Below are 25,176 nucleotides of genomic sequence, written 5' to 3'. Positions count from 1 at the left end.
AGGAAAAAGAAATTTTTAATCCTTAGACAAAATTAGAGAATTCTTGGGTTCGTAAATAATAAAATGAACCACCCAACTATCTTCCCATTCCTTTTAGCGGAGCTTTTTTATAGGAATAACAATGTTTCATCATAGTGACTTTTATTCTTTTTTGTTATCCTAACCATTTTTATTTGTATTAAGGTTCAGAAACTATGGAAACAGTAAGTAGTCCAAATTCTAAAGAAGGGAAATCATCACTTCAATCTCCACCATGTGTTATGGTTATTTTTGGTGCTACTGGGGACCTCACTTCTCGTAAGCTTTTTCCAGCTTTGTATCATTTAGTTAAAGAGAATAAGCTTTCTAAAAATTTTGTTTGTGTGGGGTTTGCAAGAAGAAAAAAAAGTCACGAGCAGTTTCGTGAAGAAATGAAACAAGCTGTCCAGAGATCCTCTCCTAATGAAGAACTAGACATTCGTGTTTGGGAAGAGTTTGAACCTCGCATATTCTATCATGAATCTAATTTTTCTTCGGATGCAGGATATGCATCGCTAAAGGAAAAACTAGAAGATATTGATCGTACTTATGGAACTTTAGGAAATAGGTTGTTTTATCTGTCTACTCCACCTGAATATTTCCCAGAGATCATACAAAATATTAATAAGCACCACCTTTTCTACCATGATCAAAACACAGCCCCTTGGTCTCGAGTAATCATAGAAAAACCCTTCGGTGTAGACCTTGAGAGCGCTCAAGAATTACAGAAATACATAGATGACAATCTTCACGAAGATGCTATCTATCGTATAGATCATTATCTTGGAAAAGAAACGGTACAAAATATCCTTACTATACGTTTTGCAAATACCTTATTTGAGTCTTGCTGGAATTCTCAATACATTGATCATGTGCAAATAAGCGTTAGTGAATCAATAGGGATAGGTACACGAGGAAATCTTTTTGAAAAATCAGGCATGCTACGTGATATGGTGCAAAATCATATGATGCAGTTGCTGTGCTTGTTAACTATGGAGCCTCCAACATCATTTACTTCAGAAGAAATCAAAAAAGAGAAAATCAATATCTTGAAAAAAATACGTCCATTGTCCCAAGAATTTATCGTTCGAGGTCAGTACGGACCAGGAGAAGTTCAGGATGTCTCCGTCCTTGGTTATCGTGAAGAAGAAAATATTGCTGAAGACTCTATGGTAGAAACTTATGTAGCATTAAAAATGTTCATAGATAATCCTCGTTGGTTCGGTGTCCCCTTCTATTTGCGAGCAGGAAAACGCCTCACAAAACGGTCTACAGATATTTCTATCATCTTTAAAAAATCTTATTATAATTTGTTCTCCCCTGAATCATGCTCAGAATGCCCCATGGAAAATGATCTTCTGATTATTCGTATTCAGCCAGATGAAGGAGTTGCTTTGAAATTTAATTGTAAAGTTCCAGGAACTAACAATATTGTTCGCCCTGTGCACATGGACTTCCGCTATGACAGCTATTTTAAAACTAAAACTCCAGAAGCATACGAAAGATTACTCTTTGATTGTATTCTAGGAGATAGAACTCTTTTCACATCAAGTAATGAAGTCATGGCTTCTTGGGAGCTATTCACCCCTGTTTTAAAACACTGGGAAAATGAAGGAAAAATAGAAGGACTCTTTCCTAATTATAAGGCTGGATCTTCAGGACCAAAACAAGCAGAAGAACTCTTATCATCAGATGGGAAAGCATGGCGCCCTCTATAATATAACATAGAAAGGAAATCAAGATATCATGGCAACACTAGTTAATTTTAATAATATTCATAAGATTCTCCTTACTAAGAAAAGAGAGTTATTTATTGATTTAGCTAGCCAAGATTGGATAATCACAGCAAATAAATCTATCCAACAGAATAATGCTTTTTATGTTGCTCTTTCGGGAGGATCTACTCCTCTAGCTATTTTTGAAAATATAATAGAAAACAAAGAAAAACTATTATATCCCTCAAGGATATTCTTATTTTGGGGAGATGAAAGAAACGTACCCCCCACATCCAAGGATAGCAATTATGGACAGGCCATGAGCTTGCTTGGCGAGCTGAATATTCCCGAGGATCATGTGTTTCGTATGCCGGTTGAGGATCCTGAAGGAGATAGTAAATACCAAGAAATTATCGAAACAGTCATTCCCCAAGCAAGTTTTGACATGATTATGCTGGGAGTTGGTGAAGATGGACACACGTTATCCCTATTCCCTAATACTCAAGCTGTCCAAGAAAATACCCGTCTTGTAGTGTTTAATGATGTACCGCAATTAAACACCAAAAGAATGACCCTAACTCTCCCCATAGTACGTAAAGCAAAACATATCGTCGTCTATGTGCAAGGAGAAAATAAAAAGAAAATTATCAAAACTCTATTTTCTCAATCCAGAGATCGTGTCTCTCCCTATCCTATAGAAATGATTAGTCAGGGAGAAAGTCCCCTGTTTTGGATTCTTTCTCCCGACGCTTATGAATTAAGTGATTTTGACTCCATTTCATCATTACATAAACTAGACATTGTTTAACAATTGTGTAAACTAGTTTAGTTTTTTAGGAAACAGGCGTGGATAGGCATGCATGAGCAATTTGTTGGGTCGTAAAGCTTCTTTGATATTCCTGTGGTTTTTGAGAAATCAGGTCACTGACCATTGCACAAAGAATAGAACGCTCAAAGTTATGAATAGCCCTGTTTTGTTGACGAAATTCATATACAGAGGAAAGAATAAATCCAATTACTCCCAGTATTAACAGAGCACCCCCGCTAGCTCCACAGCCAATAATTGCTGCTGTAATCGCTGCCGACCCCGGTAAAGCAAAGAAAAATCCTAGTATAAGCCCAGAAGCTAATGCAAACAATGCTAAACAAGAAATAATAGCAACTACTAAAAATGCAATTCGAGTAGCTCTATATTGTTTGTATGTAGTCGCCATTTGACGATTAGCTTCCATAGCTATATTAATAGCAACTTGCTGGTGAGATGAAAGGTTTCGTTGATTTAACTCTGCCAAAAGCTGAAGATTCTTGTTTTCTTGTCGACATTTAAAAATAACTTGAGAAGATTGGTGGATTTTTAGTGCATTAGAAACAGCTGAGAACAGAGAGGGACCAAAAATTAATAAAATAATACCTAGTATAATAGAAAGAGCTAAGGCTGATAGGAATGTATCCATTCCCTGACGCGAAGGAGACTGATTGAATATATTACAGAGGTATTTGAACCACAGTATTTTTTCTATGCAGTGAGTTGCAAAATTTACCCCGGCCACAGTAGTTATGGCAGATCCCGCTGATTTAAGAGCACTAGAGTAATTCACATCAATTCCTGAAGAACCTGCCATAGATTGGATAGAATCTATATTTACAGAATCAACCCCGTTTAAGTAATTTAAAATAGCTTGTTGTGATTCTAAGGAAATAGAAAGAAATTTATTTTCATTAGCAAGGGTCAAAGCACACGAAGAAACAAACCGACTATTAGAGGTTAATATGTGTTCAAGGTTCATAATAAATTCTATTTTTAAAAATTGCTTTTAGATTATCTATATTCCGTTTTTTCATATCTCTTACCACGCAATGACTTTTGAAAGATAGTGTGCCGAAGATCCTAAGAACGTCACACAGGAATTTATCAAATCATATTCTTCAGGATGCTCAGAGCGAGCTCTGTGAGTAATAAGCGATCCGTGGATCAAGCTACCTATTATAGGAATAAGAACAAGATGAGCCCACAGTGTTTCTAGTTTCAATTTACCCCAATTTTTTGAGAAATTTACTTCACTTAAAGTCTTTCCTGTTAGGGTTGTGCAACAAAGTTCAAGAAAATAAGCAATAATTTTAATGAGAGACTTGATAAGTAATAGAGCTAAAGCCGCCACACTAATTACAGCTGTGACTATTGGGAAAGTCAATATGTCTACAGTTACAGCTGCAACCTTTTTCGTAGTAGAAAATTCCGAAAGATCATAACATCCAAAAGATAAAAAACATGCCATAAAGTTTACCTATTATTCAATTTAGTTTTCTGAATCTGTTTCTTGCTGAACCTCTTGGTTTTCTAAATCCATTTCTTGCTGAACCTCTTGGTTTTCTAAATCCATTTCTTGCTGAACCTCTTGGTTTGCTAAATCCATTTCTTGCTGAACCTCTTGGTTTGCTAAATTTATTGCTTGCTGAACTTCTTCATAGCTTGGAGGAGAATCAGGATAATAGGGAGGTGGCATATCATCGAGGAAAAAGGGAGAACGTATTGAATTAGGTTGCAATTGGACTCTTTCTAGGCCATCTAACGAGAAAAGCTGATTATCTAATAATTGGTTATAAGGAGATAGGCATTGGTTGGCCATGAATTTAGACACACATGGATCAAGAGGGTTTGTGTTATGAATTTGTTCACTAATGTGTAGAGATAGTAGCGAGCGATGCATAGAGGATATGGCACGATTAGCAAAACTGCGTTTTATATATTTAAATATCAAATATGTTACCCCCAAGACAATGCTGAGTGCCCCCGCACTAAGTCCAAATATGACCATAGGATCTATAGCTGAGAATGGGAGTGATGCTCCTGTGAAAATAGAAGTAACCAGCCCCCAAGCAATTAACAGAAGGTGATTCGATATTTCATTAGTATTCCAAATAGCTGTAGAGAATGAACAGGTTGACAAAGCAGCCGTAATCCCATAGAGAGTCAAACCTGCGTTAAAGAATAAAACGGTAGAAGCTATGAAGGCTAAGATGCTTAACACAGCAAATATCCCAAGAATTAAACTTCCTATTTTATCTGCTATTAGATATAGAACAGCACGTCTGGAATGATGCATAGCAGATGCAGAGGCTATATACTCTCCTTTTGTCCATGGAGATAAAAATGTATCCTTACTCACGAACCGGATAATGGTATTTTCTTGGGTTTTTAGATTTATGTATTTTTTAGCAAGGCGGTGGATAACAAATACATTATGAACAACACCACCTAGAAGAGGATTTAAAATTATACTTACAGCTCTACATAAACTATAAATAAAGTGTCTCACCCTCCCATTATTTTCATAATCTGCAAAGAAATAAGAATTTATAAAAAATAAGAAAGTTCGACGATGTTCGTAAGGTACAACCCCTAAACTGGAATTGTCATCACCATGTATGGGGATATTTTGAGGAACCGGAATCTTGTTAATTAGCATCAAGTTCGCAATAGTCGAGTTTGAGGTTGGAACAGACATATGCAATCGTTCTAGGGAACCATTGGAACGCATCATAAAAGGATAAGAACGAGATTCACATATTGCAACAAGAGAGTTTATAAGTTCATTATCATAAGGGTTTCTTTCTGTAGGATTAGCCATACATATTTTAATTAATTATTAATTATAAAGCAAATTATTATATCATTTAATTTAATTCAATTCAACCATCGAACGAAAAGTACTTTTTTCGTGCATATTTCATGCTTTAGTGTTAGGATTTTTTACAATTTTTATTTTAGTTTGTTTCGAATCACCAGAAATTGTATCGATAACGATGTTTTATATTATCATGGGCCCTCCTGGATCAGGAAAAGGGACACAGTCACAACGTCTTTCAAATAAGTTAGGACTACCTCATATAAGTTCGGGAGACCTTTTGCGTTTTGCTATTAAAGCGAACTCTACCCTTGGAATGGAAGCCCAAGAGTATATAAATAAGGGAGAACTTGTTCCTGATGTTTTAGTTTGGAATATTATCCGGGAAAAGTTAGATGCACCTGAGTGTTTATCGGGTTGTATTATTGATGGATTTCCTAGGACATTAGATCAAGTAATTTGGTTAAATAATTTTTTGTCACAACGTAATGACCACTATCGCGTAATTCAATTAGATGTATCTAAAGAAGAGGTCGTACGTCGAATTAGCTCTAGATTTGTTTGCCCCTTATGTGGTTATATCTCCTGTCAGCAAGGAGTTCGTATATGTCCTCGATGTCATGTACCCCTAATTCGTCGTTCTGATGATACGCCAGAAATTATTCTTCAAAGATTAGAAAATTATAAAAAATCTACAGAGCCGTTGATACATTACTATCAGGATCTCGGGAAATTAGTACGCATCTCTGCGGAATCTTCTCCTGATGAGGTTTTTCAGAGTATTTTAACTTACACAGAAGTTTAATTTTGAAATGTATCTGAATTTTGAGGACTAATGCAATATCATCAATTACATTCTTCTGTATCTGATCTCCTGTCAATAGATGGTAAGTTAGAAACACAATTATTGTTCGGAGAGCGTTTCTTATATAATAAAGAGAAGAAATGCTATGCGTATTCTCAAATTGTATATGATCAATTTTGTGATGTCTGGCGTCCTTATCCTGGATATATCTCTAAAGAGTTAAATTTATTCGCAACATCTTTTATAGCTCCAAATGCTGTGGTAAAAACATTAAATGCTTTTCTAGAGCCTTGGCATCTCCCTCTCCCCTATGGTTCTCCTTTATTTGTCGATACTTCAGGAAAAGTATGCTTGCCTAAGAATTCCCTATCCTTATTAGATGGAGAAGTTTTTTGTGATTTGAAGCATTTACGTTTTTTAAATGAACCATTTTCACTCGCTAATTTACTAAAAGAATCAGAGCTATTTCTTGATTTCCCCTATTTATGGGGTGGTCGATGTGTTCATGATTGCTTCCCTAATTATGGAGTAGATTGCTCTGGGTTGATTCATATTCTATTTCAAGCTAATGGTTGGAGCATCCCTAGGAATTCTAGAGATCAATATCGAGATTGTATTTTTATAGACAGTTTTCAAAATCTTCCTCTGGGAGGATGTGTATTTTTACAAGAAGATGACGAGCCACATATTTCTCATATTATGTTAAAAACGGGCTCTAAGCTATTAATCCATGCATTGCAATCTTTAGGTAAAATTATTCATTTTGAAATAGGAAAAGACGGAGAATTCACTAAGGATCGCTTTTACTTCCATAAGAAAGAAGGGAAGGCATTTTTTGGAGTCCCAAAGAAAAGAAAGGCATTTTTTTAAAAAACAAAAAAGACAAGCAAAGAAAATATTTCCTTTACTTGTCTTTCTGAAGAATAAACGAAAATTAACGCTTGGAGAACTGGAAGCTCTTACGAGCCTTTTTATGACCGTATTTTTTACGTTCTTTCTTTCTAGGATCTCTGGTTAGAAAGCCTCGTGTTTTTAACTCTTGTTTGACCTCAATATTTTTCTTTAATAAAGCCCGAGCTAATCCTAATCGTGTTGCGATTACTTGTCCTTGAATGCCCCCTCCACTAATACGAATAATTAAATCAAATTCGCTAGGGCTCCCCACGATCTTTAGTGGAGAAAGGATGGTGGCTCTCTGAATTTCTAGTGGAAAATAATCCTCAAAGGATTTTCCATTAACATCAATTTTCCCACTACCCGGACGAAGACGAACACTAGATACAGCTTGTTTTCTTCTTCCTGTTGCTACTGATTCTTTTATTGTAACTTTTACCACAACCTACACCAAATTAAATATCTAACAAAATCGGCTTTTGAGCTTCAAAGGCTTCATAGGAACTTCCTTTTAATATCCTTAAAGATTTCAATAACCGTCTACTTAAACGAGTTTTAGGCAGCATACCTTTTACTGCATGCTCAATAATATATGAAGGCTTTTTAGCTAACATGTTTTCAAAAGGCACTTCGCGCATTCCAGAAATAAATCCTGTGTAATAACGATAAACTTTTTGAGCTTTTTTATTCCCAGTTAAACGAACCTTTTCGGCATTAATAACAATAACTCCGTCTCCCATAGCAACATAAGGAGTAAAAGTTGTTTTATGTTTACCTCTTAAGATTTTTGCTATCTCGGATGAAATCCTTCCTAGGGTTTTCCCTTCTGCATTGATAACATACCAAGATCTCTTGACATCAGCCTCTTTGGCTAGAGTTGTTTTCGTATCTTTTCTTTTTTCCATAGTAATATCGACCATCCCAATCAGAAGGGGAATTATAAATTTATGCAATTTTTTTTCCAAATAAAAAGCATAAAAGATGTTGTGACTAAGGTGGCTAAAGATAATTTTAGGAAGTTTGATAAGGAATTTAAAAATTATTTTAATGTTAAGTTGTAATAACTTTATATTTTCTTTATTGAAAGAGCTACGTGCCTCTTTTAATAGCTGTCTCGCATTAGTAAAGTGGTACTAGAAGAGATTTAATTCCCTTCTTTATTCAATGTATTTTCAAATACAAGTTCTCCGTTCTGTAAAACACCTTGTCGGTGGCATTGATTAGCTAATTGCTTATTATGAGTGACAAGAAGAATACTACGAGTTCTTGTTGCTTGTGAAAGAAGAAGCTGGTGTATATATTCGGAAGTTTTGTCATCAAGATTCCCAGAAGGTTCATCAGCAAGTAAAATTTCTGGGTCATTTATTAGAGCTCTGGCAATGGCTACACGTTGTTTTTCTCCTCCCGATAGGCAAGAACATCGCGTGTGCATGCGATGAGATAATCCTATAGATTCTATAAGTTCTGAAGCTTTTTCATATGTATCTGAATTTTTAGAGACTTTTTTCTTAGCAATTCGTGCTGGAATTAAAATATTATTAATAACTGTATCATCTTCTAAGAGATAGAAATTTTGAAAAATAAAACCAATATGTCGGTTTCTAAATATAGGAAGGTTATATGTTTCTTTAGGTTTCCCTAAAAATTGTATTTCTCCAGAGGAAGGTTTATCTAAAGTCCCTAATAAATGTAGTAATGTACTTTTCCCGCTTCCGGAAGCACCAGTGATAGCAACAGCTTCTCCGGGATATATACTAAGATTAATATTATTAAGTATCCTGAGGTCTTGATTATTGTGTTGGATAACTTTAGAAAGATTTTTTGCTTCGATAAGGGGTAGCATATTTATTCTGCCTTTAAAATATCAGAAATCGGCATTTGGGATACTCGTCTTGCAGGAACGCTTCCTGAAATGGCTGCTAGGAAAAGAGTCCCCAGACTTAGGAAGATAATAGTGGGGATATGAAGTTCTTGCGGCAGTCCTTGTCCGAAAAATGTAGAATTAAAAGCTTCTCGTCCTTGAAGGTAACTTAAGCCTTTAGTAATTACCGAAAGGTTTCTCATTGTAAGAATAGACAAAATAGTCCCTATCATCATTCCAATACCTCCAGAAACTGCGCCGCAAAAACCAAAAATAATTTTTAGACTCCGCGGTGCTATACCCATAGCTTTTAAGATACCGATTTCTTTTTTCTTATTATTCACTAAAAGGATGGACATAGTGACAATATTGGAGCACGCTACGATAAGGATAATGATAGAAACCAATAAAAACAGAATTTGATCACTGTGTAACTGATCTAAAATGGGTTTGAATTGCTGATGATCGTAAAGTGATATAACTTCCCAATAATCGGTTAAATCAACTTGATTTAATATGTTTTCAATATCACTTGTTATGGGAGTAATTTTTTTTGTATTAGAAAAGAGAACATGCAGTCCGTTATTCATTCCTAATCCAGAGGATTCCGAACGTATTTTGGATGCCATTTTCATATCGATGAATACAATTTTATTCCCTAGTGGAGATAGTCCTGGATTATAGAATCCAATCACAAGGAAAGGATAAGGAGATTCCCTACGAGTTTCTGGAGAGAAAATAATCAAGCTTCCACTATCCCCTACACGATATCCTAATTCTCGATAAGTAACTGGAAGAATAATGGAAGCTCCGTAATGCTGCGTTTGTAGATGTTGAAAGTCTGCCTTCCAGTCTTTAGAAGAACGGTTAAAAGGATTTAGTATGTCAGAACTATAATCTGTCTGTTCGTATGGGAGAACACGATCTTGATATATCTGGTTTTCTGGATAGGCTATAAATTGCGAAAGTGTACGAGGCTCTAACTTATTGCTATAAATCTCTCTATCCATATGTAAATAACCGATGCCCTCCTCGAACTCTACTAATTGGGCTTGGTTTCTCTCTAAATAGGGATTCAAATTTTCGTATATAATCTTTACAAGATCTTTTAATTCTCCATTGGGTTGCCTATCAGGTAATGGGAAATACTCAGGAAGAGAGTAGTCTATATCTGGATTATAGGGATCGGTAATTGGAGAAGTAAGTTTCTCACCTATAGTTTTTGTTGTATATTGTGATAAATCGGAGTGCTTATCTATTTGATAATAATAAGACTTATAATAAGTAGCTGAGGGTAAAATTTTTATTGGAGAATGAAGTCTAGAAAGATCATGGAGCCATCGCTTCTCTAGGCCATGTATTACAGAAATAAATACTATAGATAACCAAGTAACTAAAGCAATAACCCCTATAGAAAACAAAGAGATAATAACAGATGAAAACCTTTTTTTCTTGGTATTAGGTACTTCAATGCTATTAAAAGCTCAAGTTTCATAGCCACTCAAAACTTATTAAGAAGCTAACATGTAAAAATTCTATTTAGCTTCCTTAAATATTACGTGTCTACGTAGTTTTTTATCATATTTTTTTAGTTCTAGTCGACCAGTTGTTTTTCTCTTATTTTTCACTGTCCAGTACATATCGGAGCTTTCAGAACTTTTTAGTTTAATAATTTCACGATTCTTACTAGCCATAGATCAATCCTTTTAGGAAAATGACAAATCAACTACGATGTTATATTTATTTTCAAAAAGAATCAAGGAATCTTCCTTACAATTACATAGAGAACTTCATGACGACTAAAGAGCAAGTTTTTTTTAAACAATCAACTTCTAAAAATAAAATTCATTTTATTAGTTTAGGTTGTTCCAGAAACCTTGTAGATAGCGAAGTCATGCTCGGAATTTTGTTAAAGGCCGGTTACGAGGCTACAGAAGTACTTCCAGAAGCAGATTACTTAGTGCTAAATACCTGTGCGTTTTTGAAAGCAGCTCGTAATGAATCTATTGATTATCTTCAACACATCATTGATACAAAAAAGAAGGATGCAAAGATTATTTTAACTGGTTGCATGGTATCAAAACATAAAGAAGAATTATCACCCTGGCTCCCCCATATACACTATTTATTGGGTTCTGGAGATGTTGAACATATTTTATCAGCAATTGAGTCAAAAGAATCTGGTGAAAAAAGATCAGCTAAAAGCTATTTAGAGATGGGTGACATTCCTAGGAAGTTATCTACTCCGAAGCACTATGCTTATTTAAAAATAGCTGAAGGATGTTGTAAGCGTTGCTCTTTTTGTATTATCCCAACAATTAAGGGGAAACTAAGAAGTAAACCTGTAGATCAGGTAGTTAAAGAATTTCGCTTACTTTTAAATCTTGGAGTTAAGGAAATCATTTTGATTGCTCAAGATTTAGGAGATTATGGTAGAGATTTTTCCTCAGATAGAAAATCTTACTTAAGCTACCTGTTACAAACTCTACTTAAAGAGCCTGGTGATTATTGGATTCGAATGCTGTATTTATATCCTGATGAGGTTGATGACAGTATTATTGATCTTATGGAGAAAGATCACCGACTTCTCCCCTATGTTGATATTCCTATTCAACACATTAATAATCGTATATTAAAAAATATGCGTCGTACGACTTCTAAAGAGCAAATTCTTGATCTATTAACTAAATTGCGTACTCGTATTTCTCATATATATATTCGCTCGTCTTTTATTGTTGGATTCCCTGGAGAAACTGATGAAGAATTTCAAGAACTTGTAGATTTCATTAAGAGCTCATGGATAGATCACGTAGGAATTTTCCCTTATTCTCAAGAAGAGGGCTCACCAGCTGCTGATATGCCTGATCAGATACCACAAAACATAAAATTAAAACGTTTGAAGACATTGTCTCAAGTGCAGAAGAAAAATGTCATTAAACATAATAAACAACTTATTGGGAAAGTTATTGAAGCTGTAATTGATGGTTATCATCCTGATAGTAAGCTATTGTTTACTGCGCGTTTTTATGGTCAGGCTCCAGAAGTAGACCCATGCATTATTGTCAATGAAGCAAAAATGATTTCGAATTTCGGAGAACGTTGTTTAATTGAGATTACAGATATAGCTGGTTATGATTTAGTAGGACGCATAATAAAAAAGTGCCCGGAAACCAATTTTCCCGGGCAATAAATCAAGAAGATTCATAGTATGGCAGTTGAACAACATTCCAAGAAAAGTAAGCTACTCGGAATCCTCTGCCGACATTAACTAAAGTGAAGGAACCATTACTTTTTGCTAAAAAAGTAACTGGAGGAAATTGCATAGCTCTAGCCCGTTTAAACTGAGTGCTTTGAGTTGTCCCTGCTTGTAGTAAAACTTGTTGACCATCCATTACTGCGTATAATTGCATGATTCCCCCGATACCGTTATCTAACCAGGCTCCATGCTTACAGAAAATTACAGTAATGCGAAACAGTTTGGGAGAAGATGAACTTGCTTCAAACTCAAGAAAGTTTCCGTCGCTTCCATAATATACGCAGGAGTAATTCATATGTTCTACTTGTTGATCGAAGCCGTTCCATTTAACAGATCTCACAATATTTCCAGAACCACCTGTATGTCCTTTAGAAGTCGCAGAACGCATACAATATTTAAGTTCGGTTCCTTGGTAGACAGAGAAAGGAAGATATTGCTGTGGCGCTCCATTAAACGCGCTTTTGTTAGTATATCTTACAGTATTATTTAGTAGATTTACTCTACCATAAAAGTTGATTGTATCATTGTCTTGAAAAGTGGCAGATATTGTCCCCTTTGTGAATAAGTTTTTATTGCATTGAAGCCCTCCATTTGTCGAACTAAGTTTTTCTACATTCGTATTTTGTGCAGTTGTTTTTCCTGCTACTGTAAGAGCATTATTTTTCTTTTCTTCAGTGAGGTCTTTAGAAATAATATTGAGGCGTACAAATGTTGGGAAACTGACTGTAGTTTTAGGAGTAGTCATAATTAATCCTCCTCGAAAAATGTTATTGGGAATGGGAACCAGATAATGCTAATGGTAGAAGTATAAGGATAAATAAACTTATTGGTAAAAACGCAGATATTAGGATTCCCTGTCAGATCTGTAATAGAGAACATGGCGAATAGAGGTGTTCCTGTTTGTTCCCATCGGTTGTTTCCACGAGTATCTCCTGAGCATAGAATTTCGCTTTCTTGATTATCTCTATTCAATTTTAAAAAGATTGTAGACTCGTCATTCCCATTATGCGCCCCCTTATTTCTCACAATTTGATAAGAGACTTGATAATTACCTAGGGCTTTTAATTTGATATACTCTCCATTAGAAGGAATATCGAAATAATTTCGGTATAGTAGCGTATAACTTTCAGAATTGTAAGCTTCTTCAGTCCTAAATCTAATATTTGTGTCAGATGATATGAAAGATTTAGAAGAATAATATTTAGAACAACAAGTGTAGGTTTGGAGTGTTTTATTTTGATAATAATTGTATGTTATAGCATCTCTTTGAGAAACAGGATCCGCTATATTATTAAACAATGGAGCACTTTCTTGAGAATTTGCAGTGATCAGCATATCCCCTGATAATGTTGTTTCGTTTAAGTTCATTCCATTGTTTCCTGATACATTACCTCCAACAAATAGGTCACAGTTTGTTGTCACTTGATCTGTTACACTAAGTGATCTAGCTTGGAATTGATCATCTATAGCTAAATTTCCTGAGATATCTATCGTAGCATCTTCAAAATAAAGATTTTGATCTTTAATTCCTGTGCCTGCGTCATCAATATTATTAGTTAAAGAAACAGGAGAGGAACTTTTAATAAATTGTTTTTTTTCATAATTAATTCCTATCCGGATAAAAGATAACATTGAAGTAAAAAGAAGTACTTATGAAAAGACCTCCTTTTAGCCTTAGTCTGATAATGTTTTTTTTACCTTCCTCATTTAGGGTTCCTGAGGTATTTTCATTATTTTTTGTAAGTTGAATTACAGTGGCCAATCCGCATCTCTCTGCATATCCTCCACCGCTATAAACACTGGATGCACTGTATATAGTTTCTTCAAGATCTTCTAAGAATATTGTTCCTCCCCAACCATTGTTCCATCCCCAACGTTTAGTGATTCCACAATCAATGATATAAGTTCCTTTGGTTAATAGCTGTAGAGCGCTTAGACCTTTTTTGACTGTATTATCTGTAGAGGAATAATCTACGATTTGTATGTGAGAAAGGATATCTTGAGACTGATAAATAAGCCGATCTTCTCCTAGAATTCCCACTGTTCCATTTTTGGTAGTAGTCAGCCTAGCTCCCGCAGATAGAGAACAGAAGAAGTATTCTGGAGTACGAATATAATTTGCAGGGACTGGAGAGCTATCATGCTGAGGAGGAGCAACATTGCTTAACCTATTCCCGTTTAAATTTATAGATCCCAGTTTAGCCTGAGTTGCTGTAGAAGTGATGTTTAGTCCCGAAGCAGATGTTGTCCCTTCAACATTAATTGAAGATGAAAAAGAAGCATCATTTGTAACAGAAAAACTTTTTGTAGATTCTATAGATTTAGTTTGGGTATCAAATGTATTAACATTACTAGTTGAAACATCGCCTTCAAATATTGAATCTATATGAAAATAACAATCATCATTATTAATCATAACTATTTATTGTTTTTTAATTTTTTTTAAGAAAAATCAAAAAATAAATAAATGGTCAATAATTAATTATTTTTTGTAATTACAGGTATAATTAAAATTATTAAAACTTGTTAATAAAAAATATAAGAATAATAGTGGAGAATGAGTGGGGGTGGCTGGATTTGAACCAACGTATCCGTAAGGAGTCGGATTTACAGTCCGATGCAATTGACCGCTATGCGACACCCCCGAAGAATGCTGGAGAAAGGACTTGAACCCTCAACCGTTCGATTACAAATCGAATGCTCTGCCAATTGAGCTACTCCAGCGAAATAAGGAACCTATTGTTGCAATAATAAAAAAACCAATAGGAAAATAGTTTATACGCGATTAGTTATTTTCTTCCAAGTCTGAATCTATATTTTCTTGAACACGGTAATCTTTTTGTGTAGGGATAAATTCTTCTGAAGAAACATTATGGTCTTGAGTTTGCTGTGAAGCATTTTTAAGATTGTCTTCTTCAGGAAGACTAGTGTTCATAACTTCGAAATGGTATTGATTCAATTTTTCTGAAATTAATTGCTCTTCTTCAGCTTTAGCTTTTTTTATCGTCCTCTTCCCAATAGTGCTTTTGTTTTTAGTCGCTTGGTGATATTTGCTTTGGGTTTGATTATTGCTTATCAGTAAATTCTCTGAAAGACGTTGGAATAGCTTAGAGCAAGTACTTTCATGAGTGCTCTGATTTGAGGAGAGAACTTCAGCAGAAAATTTAAATTTTCCCTCAGAGGTATAACGAGCTGGCTGGCTGTTTTTTTGAAGACAACATTGCTTGTACTTTTTATTTGAACCACAAGGACAGGGAGAGTTTCTATTAATTTTTTTTGACATGCAATCCTGAGTCAAAGTTGATTTGGAAAGAGGTTAAAATAGTCCAGAAATAAAAACTAACTATTAGTTTCATATAAGCTAAATTTTATTGCAAGCTTTGTCCTAAGTGTCTACTATGTTTCCCATGTCTACTCTTCATCTAAGTCCTCCCTGGATTAAAGTTGGCAAACGTATCGAAAGTTTAGTCCGGAAAGCACTATACACCTACTCAATGTTAGAGAAACATAGGAAAATTGTTGTTGCTCTTAGTGGAGGGAAAGATAGTCTTACTCTACTTTTAATGCTGAAAGCTATTTCAGGAAGAGGCTTCCCGAAACTCGATCTTCACGCTGTTAACATTAAAGGAAAATATTCTTGTGGTGCTGAAATAAGTCAGCAATACTTGATCAATATTTGTAATAGAATTCAGGTCTCCTTCACCTCTATTGCATCTTCTTATGAACCTGAAGTTCTAGAATGTTATACTTGTTCCCAAGTTAGAAGACGCCTTCTTTTTCAAGCTGCAGCGGAAATAGGAGCTTCGGCTGTTGCTTTTGGTCATCATCGAGATGATTTAGTTCAAACCACTCTTATGAATATTCTGCATAAAGCAGAATTTTCAGGGATGCTTCCTGTTCTCGACATGGTACATTTCAATGTTACTATTTTACGTCCTTTAATTTTTATCCCAGAGTTTTGGATACGTAAGTTTGCAAAAGAAAGTGGTTTTGCTCGAGTTACATGCCGATGTCCAGTAGTTTCCTTAAGGACAAAAACGGAGGCTATTTTAAAGGAATTGGAACATACATTTCCACAGGCAAGACATAATATTGCCCTAGCAGTAGAACGCTTTGGATTATCCAATTCTCAAAAGAAAAAAACGATTAAATATTATTATAAATTAATTGTATTTCTGTTATTAGCAATCAATTTATTTCTTGGCTGTTTTTATGAGCAAACGATTGAAAATTCTATTAACTAATGATGATGGTATTTTTTCAAAAGGAATGAGCCTTTTGGTCTCAAGTTTAATTAAATTAGATTTTGCTGATCTTTACATTGTCTCTCCTAAGGAGGAACAATCAGGTAAAAGCATGTCTTTCTCTTACACCTACCCCGTATGTATAGAGCAGTACGACTACCCTCAACCTGTACAAGGAGCATGGAGCGTTTCTGGGAGTCCTGTAGATTGTGTGAAGCTAGCTTTGGGTGACCTATTTCGAGACTCTTTACCAGACCTTGTATTGTCAGGAATCAATCATGGATCGAATTCAGGAAGGAATATTTTTTATTCAGGGACTACCGGAGCTGCTATGGAAGCTATACTTTCAGGAATTCCTGCTATAGCTTTCTCTCAAGATCAACATATTTCTTTTTTCCAAGAAGAGAACGCACAAGAGATATTCAAGGCTCTTGCTCTTTACGCTCTTTCTTTACCTTTTTCTCATGTTATTGGATTTAATGTGAATTTCCCTGTGAGCAAGCATAACGAATCTTGGAAAGGACTTCGCCTTGTGATTACAGGTCAAGAATTTGCTAGTGGCAAGCCTAGGTTACTTAGTGATACCGGAAAGCGTCGTTATTTTTCCCTCCATGATTGTCAGACGATAGTCGACGAAGAGAATCTATCGGAAGAATACCGTACTTTGATGAATAATTACATTGCTGTCACCCCACTACTAGTTAGGAACACTCCCCTAGCTTTAATGAACCCAATAGAGTTCCAGCAATTACAGGAACATTTTGCTACTTTCATTAATGCAAATATGGAGAAATTCGGCGCAAATATAAGAAACTTTTAGAGTTATGACGTAAGTCTAATAAGTTTCTAGGGAATATACGCTCAATATCATCCAGCCTCTCCCTATAATTTGTCATCAACGAGTTTTCTTTTCTTATCGAATGAAAATGATTGTGATTAAACTATTTATTCTGTTAACCTACGCCCCTGGTATTTGGATGCGTAGCTCAGCGGTTAGAGCACCTGTCTTACACACAGGGGGTCATAGGTTCAAATCCTGTCGCGTCCATTTGCGGGAGTAGTTCAATTGGTTAGAGCACCGCCCTGTCAAGGCGGAAGTTGCGGGTTCAAGCCCCGTCTCTCGCGAATACTCAATCAGGGGTTAGAGATGTCCCGTGGGGCTAGTTTAACAAAGTTTAGTTTTCCTTTATATTTTTCCAAGACATTGAGTTGGTTTATTCTTGGAGGATTTCTTGCCGCCTGTGGTGTTCAGATGGTGTTAGTGCCTAATGAATTAATAGACGGTGGCATAGTAGGTCTATCTCTTATAGCATCTCATTTCCTAGGTCATAAATACCTTCCTTTTTGTCTGATTTTATTCAACCTTCCTTTTGTAATTCTGGCATTCAAACAAATTGGTAAGTACTTCGTTATTCAAATGATGACTGCGGTTATCATTTTTTCATGTGCTCTCTGGCTTATTGATGCTTTACCTTTGTGGCTTGGATTTAGCCCTATAGTATTTAAGGGTTCTGAAATGGAAACAGTAGTCCTAGGTGGGGCTATTATTGGTGCAGGCTGTGGACTGATTATTCGTCACGGAGGTTCTACAGATGGTACTGAGATTTTAGGGATCATTATCAATAAAAAAAGAGGATATACTGTTGGTCAGATTATTCTCTTTGTTAACTTCTTTATTTTTGCTTTAGCAGGACTTGTTTATCAGAACTGGCATACAGCATTTGTATCTTTACTAACCTATGGCATTGCTACAAAAGTTATGGATATGGTGATCCTAGGTTTTGAAGATACTAAATCTGTAACTATAATTACCTCATCCCCCAGGAAACTAGGCCATATTCTTATGGAAAGTCTAGGCATAGGCTTAACGTATATTCATGCTGAAGGCGGTTTCTCTGGCGAGCCTCGTCATCTTCTTTATATTGTTGTAGAGCGTTTACAGCTTTCACAATTAAAAGAAATTGTTCATAGAGAAGATCCCAATGCATTTATTGCTATTGAAAACCTCCACGAAGTTATTAATGGAAGACGTACTAATTAAGTAGGGTTTGTCCATACTTGTTCTAAGTTATTTTCTATACCTAATAGAGCAAGAATCTTCCCTACAATAGCATTAGTAATGTCTTCTACCGTTTGTGGTTTAAAATACCACATAGGCATGGGAGGGAAAATAATAGCTCCTGTTTGACTCAACTTTAATAAATTTTCTAGATGGATAGTGTGTAAGGGAGTTTCTCTTGGAACTAAGATGAGTTTTCTACCTTCCTTCAAAGCAACATCTGCTACTCTTCGTAAAAGATTGTCTCCAAGACCTATAGATAGTGCAGCTATTGTCGCCATGCTACAAGGAATGATAATCGTACCATCTACATGATAAGATCCCGAAGCTAACTTACTATCTATAGATTTAATCCTGTGTTGATGAATATAGATATGATTTTCTTCAGGAATTAAAGAAAGTAATGATTTAGTTCCAAGCTCATAGTATAAGGTTTGATATGCTGCTGAAGAAAAAATAACTTCAACATGATGTTGCATACTAGACAACTGTTCTATCAGTTTAATAGCAAGTATAATTCCAGAAGCTCCTGAAACACCTACAATATAACGTTTCATCTGTATAAGTTATAATTTTGAAATGAGCAAGGTTATCATGCTAAACAAAAAGGATAAAGCAATATAGATATTTCCTTTGAAAAAACATCTTTCTGAAGTTATATGAGATGTCATGAGAACTTGATATTGTTTGATTGTTCGCATGATTACAAAAGTAGGGAGAATAGCAGATATTCCTACCCATGGTTGAAATGATAAAACAAATACCAAGGATAAATAAGAAAATAAGCTAATAATTAGACATGCTGATGCGATATAAATAGCCGATTTTTTCCCAAAGCAAGCAGGTATACTATATAATCCGAATTGTTTATCAAAATTGATGTCTTGAATAGCATAAATAATATCATTCCCAGTAATAATCATAGCCACACTCATTCCCCACAGAGAAGCAGGGATAATAATGTTCCAGGAAAAATATCCTGGGGATAACGCTAAGAAATTAATAAGAATAGCTAAATAATAGATAAATCCGAGTACTCCATGGCAAAGAAAAGTAAAACATTTTGTTCTAGGGTACAATGCCATCAGACAGCAAGCAAGTATAGAGAATATACCGCATAAGGTATTAAAGAAAAAAGACAGTGTTAAAAAAACCACACTGGAAATAAGAACCAAAGATATACAAAATCTTAGTGAAAGTTGGTGCATAGGAAGCACTCGTGATGATGTACGTGGATTTCTTTTATCTATTTCTCTGTCGATGATTTGATTAATCACTATCCCAAATGTCCGGGCAAAAATAAAAGCAATAAATCCAAGAGAAATGATTACAAATGCTTTTTTAAAGGATAGGGATAATAGAATTTCTGAGAATGATAAAGAAAATACCGTAGTCGCAGAAAGGAAAATAATGGAAAATAGTGAATACTTCATATTCACTAGCTTACTTATATAGCTCTTTGTCATAAGGAAATTGTATTTCTATTTGATCGCCAATAAAACCATAAAATCCAATTTATTCAAAATGCTTAGTCATTTACTTTAAATAAAAATTTTAATATTTTTTCTCCTAAAGTCTATCGCTAAGATACCCTTGAAGATATGAAGCTGCTCCACTTCAGAATTCATGTTTTAAATCTACTCTTTCTATTACTTTGTTCAATATCTGCACAATCTCAAGAAATCCCGCCCTCGTTTGAATGCGATCAAATTACTTCTTTTAAGCAGTTCTTGAGTAATAAACCACCCTGGATTGCTATTATTGGAGGATGTTATCCATCGGAGGAAAACTATTCTCAAGCACAAATTGCCGGTTACTTATTAGCAAAAAATGGGTATGCCATTATGACAGGATCTGGACCTGGAATCATGGAAGCAGCAAATCGTGGAGCACTCATTGCAGGAGGGATTTCTCTAGGCATTATATTGCCTAATGAGAAACTCAATGAGTATATCCCACTCACCAACTATTATGAAGTTTCGAGTATCTGCCATCGTTTACATATCATGATTGCTTGTTCTTCAGGCTGCATAGCCTTTCCAGGAGGATTAGGGACATTAAACGAAGTATGTTTTGCTGTTGATCAATTCCAATACATACCACACCATCCCCCTATTATTCTGGTCGGAGAAGAATTCTGGAAGCCATTAATCCAATGGTTGCAAAATTTATATAACTATAAATTCTTGAAAAACTTGTTTCTTGTAGATTCATCTGAAGAGGCTGTTCAAATCATTACCTCCTATTACGAATAGCCATTCTTTTCTCTCTATCCTTTAATTAAAATTATTGAATTCAAATAAAGTTTATAATTTTTTATTTAACTCAATAATCATTTTTTTCAAAAATTGGATTTGATGATTTATAAATAATGCACTAACATACTCTCCTACATTTTTAACATTCTTACTTAGAAGGTTTTGCTAAATCATGCTGACTAATGGAAATCAACATTCAATTGCAGATCACTATCATTTAGTAGCGAATCTAAACTTTATTAAGAATGAAAGGCAAACCTTTGTTGCAATTATCGGGKMYAYAKCTSKMGKCATKATAACTATTTTAGTTGGTGTATGCGTATTAATACTTCCTCTTGGTATTACTGCTACTCTAAGTATTTCTCTTGGAGTTTTAGGTATAGCCATAGGATCCGTAGTTATTGCATACTCTTTGCGTATCATCTATGTCCAGGCTGCCTTGCGCAGAAAACATTTCATAGCAGCTAAGCATGCCTTTAACTTAAGTACATCTTCTCAATTGGAAAGAAACACAGAACCAATTTTATCTTTATTTTTCCCCTACCCTCATGATGCATTGACTTATGGAAAAACGCATTGTATGGGGAAAGCTGCAACCTGGATTTCCCTAATAAAAATTGTGTTAGGTATTTCCGCTATTGTCGGTTCTGTTCTTTGCGAAGTACTCACTAGTTTGTGGTTCCGCACTGGTATTAGCTTGACTTTAGCAAGTGCTGGAGGTGCTTTTCTTGTTTCAGGATTGGCTAGTGTTCGGGCTTTCAACTTGAACGCTCAGGGAGTTTTACATCTGTACTTTGCTCGCTATATGCAGGAAATCCAAGATAAAGGAGATCAGTCCCAAAAACGAGTTATAGAGTCCCTAACATCAAGAGTAAATTTATTAGAGTCTCATTTAAATCAATCTAACCTAAAGGTAGCGGATTTAACTACACAACTTGCTGCAAAACAAGCAGAAATTGCCCATATTAAGAATCGTAGTCATATTTTAGAAGAGAAAGAAGTTCCTACTCCCCCCCGGTTTAGATCTCCGTGGTCTCCTATCCGATCGACGGCCACTTGCATCAATAATCTATTCTTTGGATCATCTCGTCCAGAAAGCTCTTCATCGACTCCCCCGCCACCACCCCTTCCACCTATAATGATAAGGGGAAATTTGTCCCCTATGACGGATGGGGATGTCGACTCTACAGATTCTTCTTCTCAAGAGAGTGATACTTGGTATGATGCTGACATAGGTTGATGTAGAATAATATAGCTATTGTTAATAATATGTAAAATTAATTAAATATTTTATTTTTTATAAAGTTTTAAAAAAGATTTTGGATAATTAGAGTTAATTTGCTATCATTAATGCAACTTAATTTTTTATGCTTAACAAGCCATGAGTTTATCCTTATCTTCTTCTTCTTTGCATCAACAGGAAGTTGTTCAGAGATTATCCACTCTTAATAAGCTATACAAAGATTGTCAGTTAAGTTCCCGCGTGGTTTATATCAGTATTATTGTGATTGGAATCATCTGCATACTGTCGGGGGTTTTACTTACTTCGCTATCTTTCATCCTAGCTTTTTCCTTGCTTCCTTCTCAATTGTCTGTTTTGTTAGGGGCTATTCTTATAGGTCTTGGTTCTGCATTAATTGCTTTCGGTATAGCGAAATTCTTCACGAAGATTCCCCAATCTATGGAAGAAGATCAACTATTAGCTGAAGAACTCCTGAAAATTAAACTTATTGCAGAAGAAAAAAAGAAGAAGTTTTCAGATTAAAAAGTGACTTGGAAGCTCTACAATATCTAGCAGAAGATTTAAAGAATCAGCTAGATGAATCTCGCTCTCGGTTATCAGAACTTCTAACAGAACGTGAAGAAGATGCTAGAGTTATCAGTAGTAGCAGAGAGAGGGTTGCACATTTACAGAATGAGTTGGAAGAGGCTAAAACTAAAGATAATCAAAAATCTGATAAAATAAATGAATTAGAAATCGTGATTAAGAATAACCAACTAATCACTGATTCAATAACTGAGGATCTGGATAATGTGGTTGTTTCTCAACGCAAAACTATAGCACAAAAAGATCAGGAATTATTAGCTCTGAAAGAACAAGTTGAAAATCTCACATCACGATTATTAGCTACAGAAAAGTCGTCGCAGACAGTTAAAACTAAAACACTTTTTTTTGACAGGGGTAGGAGACAAGCGTCTACAAGTAGTGACAGTGGTACTTTAAGGTCTACAGAAAGCACCTCATCATAAGATTCAGAAGGGAAACAAAGTCAGAAAGTACTCGGTGGTGGACTTCTTCAACAGCTTATGAGAGCTGCTAGAGGGGGATCTACTACTACAGAAATCTAGAAGATTCTTTTGAAGAAGAAGACAGTAGTGAAGCTCTAGTATAATTTAAATTACAGCTTTATTCATTAGATAATTTGTACATTGTTTTCCTGCTTTTCTTTTTGTTCTTGTACTACCTTATTAAGAAAGGTATGTGCAGATTTCCAAAGAATTTTCTCAACATGCTCTGGATTTAAACAATCTCGAATGATTTTATGAATACGAGGATGATCCTTAGCAGTTTCACATTGTTCAAAAAATTTATCTTTAGAAGTTTCGTAAAAGAAATCGGTTCCAAGAACTAAACTATCTAGGATTCCTAATTTCTCGGCATGAGCAATGTGTTGTTTTATATTATCTAAAGAATTCCCAACAAAATAATTCACAATATTCAATCCTATTATTCCTCCCCTGGAAGAAATTTCCTTAGCATGTACATCGAGAAGGTTTCTGGGAGTATGAGTAATCTGGCGGAAATTAGAGTGACTAGCAATAACTCGCATTCTCGGTAATTTATTGATAGTATAGTCTAAAATATCTTCGGCAAGTCGATCACAACAGTGACTCAAATCAACAGGAATTGCTAGTTGATTCATAACTTCAAGTAGATGTTGTCCATCTGTTGTTAATTTATAAGGATCGAGAATACCTCCACCAAAACGGTTTCTACCATTCCAAACAATACTGATATAAGCGAGAGGCCCTTGAGAAAGTAAAAAAGCTAGCTTTTGAAAGATATTACTTAAACTTGTTTCATTATCTCCGAGACCCGAGGCATTTTCTATGCTACGAATGATGGATAAGAATCCCTCTACACACAATTCTTTAGAATCAAAGGAGATCAATTTAATACGATTGTCTTGCTCTGGAAGTGAAAAAAACAATTGATTTTGTTTTTGTAAATTAGGAGAGCTTAAATAATCTTTTGTAAATATAGCACATACTTGGGAACAAACTCCTCCAGCAAGCAATTGATCAGGAGAGCAGCGAACTCCAGGATCTTGATCAGAAAAGCTCGCGTGAGAAAGTAAATCACAATGGATATCAATAATCATAAAAGTAGTTTTATAATTTTATAGGATTAAAAGTATAGGGAGTAAGATATGAAGAAAGCTCCGGATACATTGAAGTATGTGAATCATATAAGAAAATAACTTCTGATTTTATAGCTCGTAAAGCTTTTCTCAATGTGGGGTAGAAATCACGAGGTCGAGGATAATGGCAAATGATGCCTTGAAAATCTGGATGAAACTCGAGAAACTCATTTAAATGAGATTGGCTTTTTACTGTATAAATCTTTACATAATTATCAAAAGATCGTTGTGTGCAAACACAGTCAATAACCCCTGGAATCACATTTGAAATCATTTTTTTTGAGATGATCCCCTCACGATAAATCTTCAAAGGATCTGCGCTGATTACTGTAGACTCTAATCCATAATCACATTGTCCGGGAATGACATAAATATCTTTATCAGAAAAGTCTTCCAAAACTTCATCAGAGACTATTGCTGGTGGGAAATTAGAAATATTCGCAGAAGTTCCTAATAAGGGTCCTGCGTCTTGGATCAATTTCTTCAAAACAGGAGAAGAAATTATTCTAAATCCTAAGTATTTTTGAAGAAATTGAGGATTAGCATGATTCACTAGTAAAGTGATAGGTCCTGGGAAAAATTTCTCTGCTAATATTTTTTCTTGTGCAGATAAAGCTAATCCCGATACCTTTTCGATGTCTTTTAATTCATTTACATAAACTACTAGGGGCTTACGCGGATCTCTTTGCTTTAAAGTATAAATTTGTGACTCTGCACCAGGGAAATTAAGAGCCACTCCTAAGCCATAAACTGTATCTGTAGGGAAAGCAATTACTTTGCCCTTTTTTAAAAATTCTAAAGCATTTTTTATAAAAAGATCTTGAATAGAAATAGACATAACGGAGTGAAAAATATTGCTCAAATCAAGCTACCTAATCCATCCTCCAGAGATGGTTTAACATACAAATTTTTCTGGTCCAAGGTGTTTTTCATAACTATTAATAGGATAGATCATATTGTAAATACTTGACATCTAAAATATATCTAACTTACTCTCCGTTAGTTTTATGTTAGATTC

At 35.1% G+C, this 25,176-nt stretch carries 25 protein-coding genes, 4 tRNA genes and 3 pseudogenes; 14 read left to right on the top strand and 18 right to left on the bottom strand.

Annotation, left to right across the window (positions count from 1 at the left end; genetic code table 11):
• Positions 1 to 194 precede the first annotated feature (194 nt).
• Positions 195 to 1,736: a glucose-6-phosphate dehydrogenase gene (zwf, locus tag RT28_RS01650; protein ID WP_038500447.1), complete on the top strand. Its 1,542-nt coding sequence runs from the start codon at positions 195 to 197 to the stop codon at positions 1,734 to 1,736.
• A 28-nt stretch (positions 1,737 to 1,764) separates the two neighbouring features.
• Positions 1,765 to 2,541 carry a 6-phosphogluconolactonase gene (gene pgl, locus RT28_RS01645; RefSeq protein WP_038500445.1) on the top strand — a complete coding sequence of 259 codons (777 nt, stop codon included), beginning with the start codon at positions 1,765 to 1,767 and terminating at the stop codon, positions 2,539 to 2,541.
• A gap of 25 nt (positions 2,542 to 2,566) precedes the next feature.
• On the opposite strand, the gene garD (RT28_RS01640) is transcribed toward pgl, so the two are convergent.
• Genes garD (RT28_RS01640) through garD (RT28_RS01630) form a run of 3 tightly spaced genes read right to left on the bottom strand, consistent with a single transcriptional unit; the run spans position 2,567 to position 5,362 of the window.
• The gene (gene garD, locus RT28_RS01640) at positions 2,567 to 3,520 is read right to left on the bottom strand and encodes an inclusion membrane protein GarD (protein ID WP_038500442.1); all 954 of its coding nucleotides are present in this window, start codon (positions 3,518 to 3,520) and stop codon (positions 2,567 to 2,569) included.
• 60 nt (positions 3,521 to 3,580) lie between these two features.
• Entirely contained in the window at positions 3,581 to 4,009 is a 429-nt protein-coding gene (locus tag RT28_RS01635; protein ID WP_038500440.1) for a hypothetical protein, read from the bottom strand.
• A 21-nt stretch (positions 4,010 to 4,030) separates the two neighbouring features.
• The gene (gene garD, locus RT28_RS01630; RefSeq protein ID WP_240991530.1) at positions 4,031 to 5,362 is read right to left on the bottom strand and encodes an inclusion membrane protein GarD; all 1,332 of its coding nucleotides are present in this window, start codon (positions 5,360 to 5,362) and stop codon (positions 4,031 to 4,033) included.
• A gap of 175 nt (positions 5,363 to 5,537) precedes the next feature.
• On the opposite strand from garD (RT28_RS01630), the gene RT28_RS01625 reads away from it, so the two are divergent.
• Together RT28_RS01625 and RT28_RS01620 are read left to right on the top strand one after the other, a co-directional pair.
• On the top strand, positions 5,538 to 6,164 hold the full coding sequence (locus RT28_RS01625; protein WP_020356232.1) for an adenylate kinase: 627 nt from the start codon (positions 5,538 to 5,540) through the stop codon (positions 6,162 to 6,164).
• A gap of 30 nt (positions 6,165 to 6,194) precedes the next feature.
• A complete protein-coding gene (locus tag RT28_RS01620) occupies positions 6,195 to 7,034 on the top strand; it encodes a C40 family peptidase (RefSeq protein WP_038500437.1) in 840 nt (279 codons plus the stop codon).
• Between the two features lie 64 nt (positions 7,035 to 7,098).
• Here the strand turns inward: RT28_RS01620 and rpsI are convergent, their stop codons facing one another.
• The 5 genes and pseudogenes from rpsI to rpmG form a co-directional block, all read right to left on the bottom strand.
• Entirely contained in the window at positions 7,099 to 7,500 is a 402-nt protein-coding gene (rpsI, locus tag RT28_RS01615) for a 30S ribosomal protein S9 (RefSeq protein WP_020356230.1), read from the bottom strand.
• Positions 7,501 to 7,513: 13 nt separating this feature from the next.
• Positions 7,514 to 7,963 (bottom strand): 50S ribosomal protein L13, encoded by a 450-nt coding sequence (gene rplM / locus RT28_RS01610; RefSeq protein WP_020356229.1) that lies wholly within the window; start codon positions 7,961 to 7,963, stop codon positions 7,514 to 7,516.
• Positions 7,964 to 8,202: 239 nt separating this feature from the next.
• Positions 8,203 to 8,901: an ABC transporter ATP-binding protein gene (locus RT28_RS01605; protein WP_020356227.1), complete on the bottom strand. Its 699-nt coding sequence runs from the start codon at positions 8,899 to 8,901 to the stop codon at positions 8,203 to 8,205.
• Between the two features lie 2 nt (positions 8,902 to 8,903).
• Positions 8,904 to 10,414 (bottom strand): annotated as a pseudogene (locus RT28_RS01600) (ABC transporter permease).
• A 40-nt stretch (positions 10,415 to 10,454) separates the two neighbouring features.
• Positions 10,455 to 10,613, bottom strand: coding sequence for a 50S ribosomal protein L33 (rpmG, locus tag RT28_RS01595; RefSeq protein WP_020356225.1), 159 nt, complete (start codon positions 10,611 to 10,613; stop codon positions 10,455 to 10,457).
• Positions 10,614 to 10,711: 98 nt separating this feature from the next.
• Between rpmG and rimO the strand changes: the two genes are divergently transcribed.
• Complete coding sequence (gene rimO / locus RT28_RS01590) at positions 10,712 to 12,109, top strand: 30S ribosomal protein S12 methylthiotransferase RimO (protein WP_020356224.1); 1,398 nt, start codon at positions 10,712 to 10,714, stop codon at positions 12,107 to 12,109.
• Position 12,110: 1 nt separating this feature from the next.
• On the opposite strand, the gene RT28_RS01585 is transcribed toward rimO, so the two are convergent.
• The 6 genes from RT28_RS01585 to RT28_RS01560 form a co-directional block, all read right to left on the bottom strand.
• Positions 12,111 to 12,920: a hypothetical protein gene (locus tag RT28_RS01585; RefSeq protein ID WP_038500432.1), complete on the bottom strand. Its 810-nt coding sequence runs from the start codon at positions 12,918 to 12,920 to the stop codon at positions 12,111 to 12,113.
• A 2-nt stretch (positions 12,921 to 12,922) separates the two neighbouring features.
• A complete protein-coding gene (locus RT28_RS01580; protein ID WP_038500429.1) occupies positions 12,923 to 13,807 on the bottom strand; it encodes a hypothetical protein in 885 nt (294 codons plus the stop codon).
• Positions 13,779 to 14,591 carry a hypothetical protein gene (locus tag RT28_RS01575; protein ID WP_038500426.1) on the bottom strand — a complete coding sequence of 271 codons (813 nt, stop codon included), beginning with the start codon at positions 14,589 to 14,591 and terminating at the stop codon, positions 13,779 to 13,781. The genes RT28_RS01580 and RT28_RS01575 overlap by 29 nt, the downstream gene beginning before the upstream one ends.
• Before the next feature lie 146 nt (positions 14,592 to 14,737).
• Positions 14,738 to 14,820, bottom strand: a tRNA-Tyr gene (locus RT28_RS01570).
• A 6-nt stretch (positions 14,821 to 14,826) separates the two neighbouring features.
• Positions 14,827 to 14,899 (bottom strand) — tRNA-Thr (locus tag RT28_RS01565).
• A gap of 61 nt (positions 14,900 to 14,960) precedes the next feature.
• Complete coding sequence (locus tag RT28_RS01560) at positions 14,961 to 15,458, bottom strand: YecA family protein (RefSeq protein WP_038500422.1); 498 nt, start codon at positions 15,456 to 15,458, stop codon at positions 14,961 to 14,963.
• 124 nt (positions 15,459 to 15,582) lie between these two features.
• On the opposite strand from RT28_RS01560, the pseudogene RT28_RS01555 reads away from it, so the two are divergent.
• From RT28_RS01555 to RT28_RS01535, 5 genes and pseudogenes are all read left to right on the top strand, one after another.
• Positions 15,583 to 16,314: pseudogene (locus RT28_RS01555) on the top strand (tRNA 2-thiocytidine biosynthesis TtcA family protein); the annotation flags it as partial.
• A gap of 73 nt (positions 16,315 to 16,387) precedes the next feature.
• The gene (gene surE / locus RT28_RS01550) at positions 16,388 to 17,239 is read left to right on the top strand and encodes a 5'/3'-nucleotidase SurE (protein ID WP_020356217.1); all 852 of its coding nucleotides are present in this window, start codon (positions 16,388 to 16,390) and stop codon (positions 17,237 to 17,239) included.
• 155 nt (positions 17,240 to 17,394) lie between these two features.
• Positions 17,395 to 17,467: transfer RNA gene (locus tag RT28_RS01545), tRNA-Val, on the top strand.
• Between the two features lie 3 nt (positions 17,468 to 17,470).
• A tRNA-Asp gene (locus RT28_RS01540) sits at positions 17,471 to 17,544 on the top strand.
• 22 nt (positions 17,545 to 17,566) lie between these two features.
• The gene (locus RT28_RS01535; RefSeq protein ID WP_038500419.1) at positions 17,567 to 18,460 is read left to right on the top strand and encodes a YitT family protein; all 894 of its coding nucleotides are present in this window, start codon (positions 17,567 to 17,569) and stop codon (positions 18,458 to 18,460) included.
• Here the strand turns inward: RT28_RS01535 and RT28_RS01530 are convergent.
• Both RT28_RS01530 and RT28_RS01525 read right to left on the bottom strand, forming a co-directional pair.
• Complete coding sequence (locus RT28_RS01530) at positions 18,457 to 19,035, bottom strand: flavin prenyltransferase UbiX (RefSeq protein ID WP_020356215.1); 579 nt, start codon at positions 19,033 to 19,035, stop codon at positions 18,457 to 18,459. The genes RT28_RS01535 and RT28_RS01530 overlap by 4 nt on opposite strands.
• 9 nt (positions 19,036 to 19,044) lie before the next feature.
• Positions 19,045 to 19,911, bottom strand: coding sequence for a UbiA-like polyprenyltransferase (locus tag RT28_RS01525; RefSeq protein WP_240991529.1), 867 nt, complete (start codon positions 19,909 to 19,911; stop codon positions 19,045 to 19,047).
• Positions 19,912 to 20,079: 168 nt separating this feature from the next.
• Here RT28_RS01525 and RT28_RS01520 point away from each other — a divergent pair, with 168 nt between their 5' ends.
• The 4 genes and pseudogenes from RT28_RS01520 to RT28_RS04980 all read left to right on the top strand — a co-directional run bounded on the left by RT28_RS01520 (position 20,080) and on the right by RT28_RS04980 (position 22,986).
• Positions 20,080 to 20,733, top strand: a complete 654-nt coding sequence (locus RT28_RS01520; protein WP_038500413.1) for an LOG family protein — start codon at positions 20,080 to 20,082, stop codon at positions 20,731 to 20,733.
• 175 nt (positions 20,734 to 20,908) lie between these two features.
• Positions 20,909 to 21,976 (top strand): annotated as a pseudogene (locus RT28_RS01515) (CPSIT_0556 family inclusion membrane protein).
• A gap of 141 nt (positions 21,977 to 22,117) precedes the next feature.
• Positions 22,118 to 22,501: a hypothetical protein gene (locus RT28_RS04985; RefSeq protein ID WP_240991528.1), complete on the top strand. Its 384-nt coding sequence runs from the start codon at positions 22,118 to 22,120 to the stop codon at positions 22,499 to 22,501.
• Between the two features lie 8 nt (positions 22,502 to 22,509).
• Positions 22,510 to 22,986, top strand: coding sequence for a hypothetical protein (locus tag RT28_RS04980; RefSeq protein WP_240991527.1), 477 nt, complete (start codon positions 22,510 to 22,512; stop codon positions 22,984 to 22,986).
• A 164-nt stretch (positions 22,987 to 23,150) separates the two neighbouring features.
• On the opposite strand, the gene RT28_RS01505 is transcribed toward RT28_RS04980, so the two are convergent.
• Both RT28_RS01505 and RT28_RS01500 read right to left on the bottom strand, forming a co-directional pair.
• Positions 23,151 to 24,119 (bottom strand): membrane dipeptidase, encoded by a 969-nt coding sequence (locus RT28_RS01505; protein WP_038500406.1) that lies wholly within the window; start codon positions 24,117 to 24,119, stop codon positions 23,151 to 23,153.
• A gap of 10 nt (positions 24,120 to 24,129) precedes the next feature.
• Entirely contained in the window at positions 24,130 to 24,996 is an 867-nt protein-coding gene (locus RT28_RS01500; protein WP_038500402.1) for an L-threonylcarbamoyladenylate synthase, read from the bottom strand.
• Positions 24,997 to 25,176: the final 180 nt, after the last annotated feature.

Source organism: Chlamydia avium 10DC88 (assembly GCF_000583875.1).
In the GTDB taxonomy this organism is placed as follows: Bacteria; Chlamydiota; Chlamydiia; order Chlamydiales; family Chlamydiaceae; genus Chlamydia; species Chlamydia avium.
The sequence above is the reverse complement of the archived record's forward strand: the minus strand, read 5'-3'. Positions and strand labels throughout refer to the sequence as shown.